The 7,002-nt window shown below is 71.6% G+C and carries 6 protein-coding genes; all 6 read right to left on the reverse strand.

Translation table 11 applies throughout. The features are described 5' to 3' along the window. Position 1: 1 nt before the first annotated feature. The 6 genes from C1729_RS08605 to C1729_RS08630 all read right to left on the reverse strand — a co-directional run bounded on the left by C1729_RS08605 (position 2) and on the right by C1729_RS08630 (position 6,878). Positions 2 to 1,285, reverse strand: coding sequence for an aspartate kinase (locus C1729_RS08605; RefSeq protein WP_102509579.1), 1,284 nt, complete (start codon positions 1,283 to 1,285; stop codon positions 2 to 4). A gap of 349 nt (positions 1,286 to 1,634) precedes the next feature. Further along, positions 1,635 to 1,820, reverse strand: coding sequence for an antitoxin (locus tag C1729_RS08610; RefSeq protein ID WP_102509580.1), 186 nt, complete (start codon positions 1,818 to 1,820; stop codon positions 1,635 to 1,637). Positions 1,821 to 2,014: 194 nt separating this feature from the next. After that, positions 2,015 to 2,800, reverse strand: coding sequence for a TSUP family transporter (locus tag C1729_RS08615; protein ID WP_102509581.1), 786 nt, complete (start codon positions 2,798 to 2,800; stop codon positions 2,015 to 2,017). After that, the gene (locus C1729_RS08620; protein WP_242493766.1) at positions 2,800 to 3,387 is read right to left on the reverse strand and encodes a DUF5063 domain-containing protein; all 588 of its coding nucleotides are present in this window, start codon (positions 3,385 to 3,387) and stop codon (positions 2,800 to 2,802) included. The genes C1729_RS08615 and C1729_RS08620 overlap by 1 nt, the downstream gene beginning before the upstream one ends. After that, positions 3,380 to 3,979 (reverse strand): recombination mediator RecR, encoded by a 600-nt coding sequence (gene recR / locus C1729_RS08625; protein ID WP_102509583.1) that lies wholly within the window; start codon positions 3,977 to 3,979, stop codon positions 3,380 to 3,382. Before recR ends, C1729_RS08620 begins: the two co-directional genes overlap by 8 nt. 55 nt (positions 3,980 to 4,034) lie before the next feature. After that, positions 4,035 to 6,878: a DNA polymerase III subunit gamma and tau gene (locus tag C1729_RS08630; RefSeq protein WP_102509584.1), complete on the reverse strand. Its 2,844-nt coding sequence runs from the start codon at positions 6,876 to 6,878 to the stop codon at positions 4,035 to 4,037. Positions 6,879 to 7,002 lie beyond the last annotated feature (124 nt).

Here is a 7,002-nt window from a genome sequence, read left to right on the forward strand (position 1 = left end):
TTCAGCGCCCCGTTCCTGCGTAGACGACGGCCTCGGCGTCACCGTCAAGACCAAAGGCCGAGTGGACCGCGCGCACGGCGTCGTCGAGCGAGTCCTCCCGCGTGACGACCGAGATGCGGATCTCGGACGTCGAGATCATCTCGATGTTGATGCCCGCGTCCCGCAGCGCCCCGAAGAGCTTCGCGGAGACGCCCGGGCTCGACTTCATGCCGGCGCCGACGAGCGAGAGCTTGCCGATCTGGTCGTCGAACTGCAGCGACTCGAACTTGATCTCGTCCTGTGCGACGCGCAGGGCCGCGAGCGTCGCCGGGACGTCACCCTCGGGCAGCGAGAACGAGATGTCGGTGAGGCCCGTCTGGGCCGCCGAGATGTTCTGGACGATCATGTCGATGTTCGCGCCCGCGGTCGCGACGACCTCGAAGATGCGCGCAGCGGTGCCGGGAACGTCGGGCACGCCGACGACGGTGATCTTGGCCTCGGACCGGTCGTGGGCCACGCCGGTGATGATCGGGTCTTCCATCGGGAGCTCCTCGCCGTTCTCGGCGGTCAGGGGTCGGTTGGTCACGAGAGTGCCCTCCTTGCCGGAGAAGGAGGACCGCACGTGGATCGGCACGTCGTAGCGACGGCCGTACTCGACGCAGCGCAGGTGGAGGATCTTCGCTCCGCTCGCCGCCATCTCGAGCATCTCCTCGTACGTGAGGCGGTCGACCTTGCGGGCCGCCGACACGATGCGGGGGTCGGCGGTGAACACGCCGTCGACGTCGGAGTAGATCTCGCACACGTCTGCGCCGAGGCCCGCCGCGAGCGCGACGGCCGTCGTGTCGGAGCCGCCGCGACCGAGCGTCGTCACGTCGTTCGTGTCCCGCGTGACGCCCTGGAACCCGGCGACGATCGCAACGGCGCCCTTCTCGATCGTCTCGCGGACGCGCGAGGGCACGACGTCGACGATGTGCGCCTTGCCGTGCACGGCGTCCGTGATGACGCCGGCCTGCTGGCCCGTGAAGGACTTCGCCTTGACGCCGAGGTTGTTGATCGCCATGGCGAGGAGCGACATCGAGATGCGCTCGCCGGCGGTGAGGAGGATGTCCATCTCGCGCTGCGGCGGGGCGGGCGTCACCTGCTGGGCGAGGTCGATGAGCTCGTCCGTCGTGTCCCCCATGGCCGAGACCACGACGACGACGTCGTTCCCGGCCCGCTTGGACTCGGCGATGCGCTTGGCGACGCGCTTGATGCTCTCGGCGTCCGACACCGAGGAGCCGCCGTACTTCTGCACGATGAGTGCCATGTGTGCTCTTTTCGTCACTGGTCCCGTTGATCTAAACGTCCACCAGATGCTTGTTCGAACACCCCGATGGTAGCGGCGCCGCGCGCCGCTCCGCACGGACCATCCACCCCCCGGACCCGCCCCGTCCCTTCCCCGCTTTGGCTCGATAGCCCATCCGTGCGCCATACCTGGCCTGATGGGCTATCGAGCCATGTCGCCGCCCCCGGGAGAACGCTCGATAGCGGATCGGTACGGCGCGCACGTCACGATCCGCTATCGAGCGCATGCTGCGCTCGCGGAGACGAGAAGGTGCGGGCAGCACGACGCCCGCACCGCCATCATCGGGGGTGCGGGCGTCGGGGGCTGTATCTCAGGCCTGCTGCTGCTTGGCGATGTACTCCTGGGCGGAGTCGACCCCCGAGTCGATCTTGGCGTCGACGCTGTCAGGGGTCTTGGACTTCACGAACTCGGCGGCCTTCTCGAGGCCGTCCGAGACCTTGTCGCCGTGCTCCGCCAGAGCGCTCTTCGCCTTCGCGGCGAGGTCATCGATGCCCATGCGGCACCCCCTTCCTCCCAGCGCACGCCCGTTGCGCGCGACCTAGGCTCCAAGGTACTCCGGTCGCGTCCGTCGGTCAGCCCCTCGCACACCCTGCCCGGGTGAACGCGTTGCGCTCACGGCGTAGCGCTGCGTGCGGCGTAGCGGCGCGGGCGGCGCGGTCGGGAAGGCCCGCGCTCGGGGACGACGCCGGCTCAGCCGGCGAGCACCTGCCACGCGAGCCGCACGATGAGCACGGAGACGACGACGATAAAAACGCCGCGCACGAACCCGGAGCCACGCGCGACGGCCATGCGCGCCCCGAGGTAGCCGCCGCAGAGGTTGGCGGCGCCGACGACGAGGCCGAGGCTCCACAGCACCGCGCCGTGCGGCACGAAGAACACGAGCGCGCCGGCGTTCGTCGCGAAGTTGACGATCTTGGCGATCGCCGACGCGGGCAGGAACGCGTACCCGAGGAGCCCGACGAGGCTGATGACGAGGAACGTGCCGGTTCCGGGGCCGAGCAACCCGTCGTAGGCCCCGATCGCGAGGCCCACCGCGGCAGCGGTGACGCGATGGCGGTTGCCTTCCCACCGCAACTGGGACGTCGTCCCGAGCGCAGGCCGCGCGACGGTCCACACGGCGACGCCGACGAGGACGACGAGGATGATGGGCGTGAAGAGCTCGGCGGGGATGCGGCTCGCGAGCGCGGCCCCGCCGACGGCTCCGCCGAACGCACACACCGCCATCGGTGCTGCCGTTCGGAGGTCGGGACCGACTCGCCGGTAGAAGGTGACGGCCGCGACGGACGTGCCCATGATGCCCGCGAGCTTGTTGGTCGCGAGCGCCTGCACGGGGCTGATGCCGGGCACGAGCAGGAGTGCGGGCAGCTGGACGAGCCCGCCACCGCCGACGACGGCGTCGATCCATCCGGCTGTGAAGCCGGCGACGACGAGCAGGAGGACCGTCGTCGTCGAGAGGTCGAGGCCGCCCGACGTCATCAGGTGGTGTGGCGCTGCAGGGCGTCGTACTCGGCCTCGGCGGCGACGTCGTCCTCGACGTCGAGCCGCAGGTGCCCGAGGATCAACGCGAGGACACGCGCCGCAGAGGCTGCGGTCGCGCCCCAGCCGGAGAGGTAGGAGAACTGCCACCACCACAGGGCCTCGGTCGTGTGGCCGGCGTCGTGGTGGGCGAGGCCCTGCGTGAGGGCGAGCGTGATCTCGGTGAGCCCGTCGGACAGGCTCGTGGCGTCGAGCTCCGGCCCGAGGACCGGGTCGACGACCTCGGGGTACGCGTCGAGCCCGTCGAGGATCCGGGCGAGCGCGAGCCGCAGCGGCTCGACGTCGGTGTCAGGGCCCGAGTCCGGCTCGAACTCCTCCGACGGCACGACGTCGACCATCGCGCCGAGGCGTGAACCCGACGCGAGGATGTCCGTCGTCGCGAGGAGCAGCACGGGGATCGCTGCCTCGGGCGTCGCGCCCGACGCGACGTGGGTGAGGGTCTCGACGAAGCGTGACGCCTGCTCGGCGAAAGCCTCCCCGACCTCGGTGACACCGCCCGGGAGCGTCATGCGTGCATCGTCAGCCATGAACGACCCTCCGTCCCTCGAACGCCCGCCCGAGCGTGACCTCGTCGGCGTACTCCAAGTCTCCCCCCACGGGCAGCCCGGACGCGAGGCGAGTGACCCTCAGTCCCATCGGTCCGAGCAGGCGTGCGAGGTACGTGGCCGTTGCCTCGCCCTCGACGTTGGGGTCGGTCGCGAGGATGATCTCGGTGACCTGTCCGTCGGCGAGGCGCGACATGAGTTGGGAGATCCGCAGGTCGTCGGGCCCGACGTTGTCGATCGGGTTGATGGCGCCGCCGAGCACGTGGTACGTGCCGCGGAACTCGCGCGTGCGCTCGATCGCGACGACGTCCTTGGGCTCCTCGACGACGCAGATGACCGTGGGACTGCGCCGCGGGTCGCGGCACACGCGGCAGCGTTCCTCCTCGGCGACGTTGCCACACACCTCGCAGAACTTCACGCGGGCCTTGACCTGCGTGAGTGCGTCGACGAGCCGACGCACGTCGTCCGCGTCCGCCGCGAGGAGGTGGAACGCGATGCGCTGCGCGCTCTTGGGGCCGACCCCGGGCAGACGCCCGAGCTCGTCGATGAGGTCCTGAACCGCTCCTTCGTACACACCCCGAGCCTATCCGTCGCCACCGACACCGTCGGCCGTCGGCCCGCAGCGAGACTCAGGCGTTGGTCTCGTCGATCTCCTCGAGGACGGTCGCCCCGAGGATCTGCACGACGAGCGGCACACCCATGAGCGTCGTCTCCGTGAACGGCACGGAGTCCTCGTACTCCTCGTACGACGGCTCGTCGGACGGCGGGACGTCGTCGTGCGGGGGTTCGTCGGCGCTCGCAGTGCGGGGATGTGCAGCGTGCGTCCGGGCCGCGAGCGCGGCCGCACGGGCGGCGGCGGCGCCTGTGAGACGCCCGCCCTCCGGGGCGGCAGGCGTCGGGCTCGGTGCGGGCCGGGCTGCGGGCGCCGGCTCGTGCCGTTGCTGGGGCTCGGCGACGATCCGCTCGACGACGTTCGTCCACGGGTCCGTCGCGGGCGCCGACGCGTCTGCGGCGGACACGACAGGCGCCGAGCGTTCCGGGGCGGCAGTCGCCAACGACGAGTCGACCGGGACGACGTCCCACGTCACCTCGGATGCGGCCGGACTCGACTCCGCCGGAGCTGCCGTGCGCTCGTCGGGCGTCCAGGTGCCGACGGGCACGACGTCCCACGAGTCGACGGTCCCGGAGGAGACCGTGGTGCCGCCCGGTGCGGGCTGCGTCAGCGGTTCCTGCGACTGCGCTCGGTGCGATGCGTCGGGACGAGCCGCGCCGTCATGGCGAGCAGGCTCGTCGCGCTGCGCCGGAACGTCATGACCTGCAGGAGCGTCGGGGTGTGCAGGCGCGTCGGGGGGTGCAGGAGCGTCGCCGACGGTCGCGTGCACGCGCGTGGCGGGTGCGGCAACGGCGGCCGACTGCGGACGCGCCGCGGGTGCCCCCGTGCTGCCGTGCGTGGACGGCTCCGTGGGCGCACCCGGCGCGGGCCCATCGCCCTGGACCTCACCCTCGACGCGGACGTCGTAGCCGAGCGTCTCCTTGACGGCCTGCTGCACGAGGGCGGAGTGCGGGCCGTTACGGAACGCCGAGACGAGGCCGGGAGCCGTGAACGCGAGGCGCAGGGTCGTCGGGGTGAGCTCGGCGACGCGGGAGTTGTCCTTGACGAGCACCCACGTCGCCTTCTTGAGGTCCGAGAGCGTCGCGAGGACCTCGTCCCACCGGCGGCGCAGCGTCTCGGAGTCTTCGCCCGCTGCGGTTGCGGGCGCGCGGGTCGCGTCGTCGTCCGTCTCACGCGGCTCGGGAGCGGCAGGCTCAGCGGACGTTGACGACTCAGGCACGACGGTCGGCTCAGTCTCGCGCTCAGGATGCGGCTGGACGTCGGCCGCCGGCGCAGGTTCGGTGCCAGGTGCTGGCTCGACGACGAGCGCGGGCTCGGCCACCGGCTCTGGCACGCTCACGGGCCCCGGCTCGTCGACCGCTGACGGAACGTCCCACGGCGGGGGTGCGTCGTCCTCGTAAACCGGCTGCGGCTGCACCGGTGACGCGACGTCCGCGGCCGGCGTAGCGGCCGCAGAGGCGACCGCCGCCGCTGCCGGCGCTGCAGCCGGAGCGGACGCAGGAGCAGCTGCCGGAGTCGGCGCAGTCACGGGCCCCTTCCCCGTCGCTGCGGCGAGCGCGGCACGCGCGGCCGAGGCCCCGCGTCCGGCATCCCCGCGCGGGGCGGGCGCCGAGTACTCCTCGCGCGGAGCTGCTGGGGCTCCGGCCGCCGGGGAAGCGTCAGGCGTGGCGCCACCGGACGCGACGACGGGGCCGAGTCCGCGCTCGAGCCGGTCGAGGCGCGACGCAAGCGACTGCTCGCCGCCCGCGGCGGCCGGCAGGAGCAGCCGGGCGCACAGGAGCTCGAGATGCATGCGGGGCGAGGTCGCACCGCTCATCGACGTGAGCGCGTCGTTCGTGAGGTCCGCGGCGCGCGAGAGCTCGGCGACACCCATCGCGGCGGCCTGCGACCGCATGCGGTCGAGCTGGTCGGCAGGCACGTCACGCAGCACAGCCTCGGCGTCGTCGCCCGAGACAGCGATGACGACGAGGTCACGCAGCCGCTCGAGCACGTCCTCGACGAAGCGGCGCGGCTCGTGCCCCGAGCCGACGACGCGGTCGACGACTCGGAACAGCGCGGCGCCGTCGCGCGAGGCGACCGACTCCACAGCGTCGTCGAGCAGGGTCGCGTGCGTGTAGCCGAGCAGCGCGACCGCAAGCTCGTAGTCGACGCCTTCGGGGCCCGAGCCCGCGATGAGCTGGTCCATCACGGAGAGCGTGTCGCGCACGGACCCGCCGCCCGCGCGCACGACGAGCGGCAGTACGCCAGGTCCGACGGGCACGCCCTCGGCCGCGCAGAGCTTCTCGAGCAGCGGGACCATGACGTCCGGCGGCACGAGCCGGAACGGGTAGTGGTGCGTGCGCGAGCGGATGGTGCCGATGACCTTGTCTGGCTCGGTCGTCGCGAAGATGAACTTCAGGTACGCCGGCGGCTCCTCGACGATCTTCAGGAGCGCGTTGAAGCCCTGAGGCGTCACCATGTGCGCCTCGTCGAGGATGAAGATCTTGAAGCGGTCACGCGTCGGTGAGAATGTCGCGCGCTCGCGCAGCTCGCGGGCGTCGTCGACGCCGCCGTGGCTCGCGGCGTCGATCTCGACGACGTCGAGGCTGCCCGCGCCGCCCGTCGCGAGGTCGACGCACGACGGGCACGTGCCGCACGGGGTATCCGTCGGTGTCGCGTCGGTGTTCGCGTGGCAGTTGAGGATGCGCGCGAGAATGCGCGCCGACGTCGTCTTGCCGCAGCCGCGCGGCCCTGAGAAGAGGTACGCGTGGTTGACGCGGTTGGAGCGCAGCGCCTGCCGCAGGGGTGCCGTGACGTGCTCCTGCCCGACGACGTCGGCGAAGGAGTCCGGGCGGTAACGGCGGTAGAGGGGTGTGCTCACGGGCCCCCCCCAACCGCTGTCTCCTATTCACAATTCCTCGCCCCCGCGACCGTAACTGATACCCGTTGCCGCCCCCCTCCTTCAAAAAAAAAACTCTAATGCCGTCTTCTTCTTTCACACAACC

The sequence above is a fragment of the Sanguibacter massiliensis genome (assembly GCF_900240335.1).
In the GTDB taxonomy this organism is placed as follows: domain Bacteria; phylum Actinomycetota; class Actinomycetes; order Actinomycetales; family Cellulomonadaceae; genus Flavimobilis; species Flavimobilis massiliensis.

Excerpts from the sequence above, each read along its gene's own strand:
- C1729_RS08610 (WP_102509580.1), bottom strand. The coding sequence starts at position 1,820 with ATGGGCATCGATGACCTCGCCGCGAAGGCGAAGAGCGCTCTGGCGGAG.
- C1729_RS08605 (WP_102509579.1), bottom strand. The coding sequence starts at position 1,285 with ATGGCACTCATCGTGCAGAAGTACGGCGGCTCCTCGGTGTCGGACGCC.
- C1729_RS08615 (WP_102509581.1), bottom strand. The coding sequence starts at position 2,800 with ATGACGTCGGGCGGCCTCGACCTCTCGACGACGACGGTCCTCCTGCTC.
- C1729_RS08620 (WP_242493766.1), bottom strand. The coding sequence starts at position 3,387 with ATGGCTGACGATGCACGCATGACGCTCCCGGGCGGTGTCACCGAGGTC.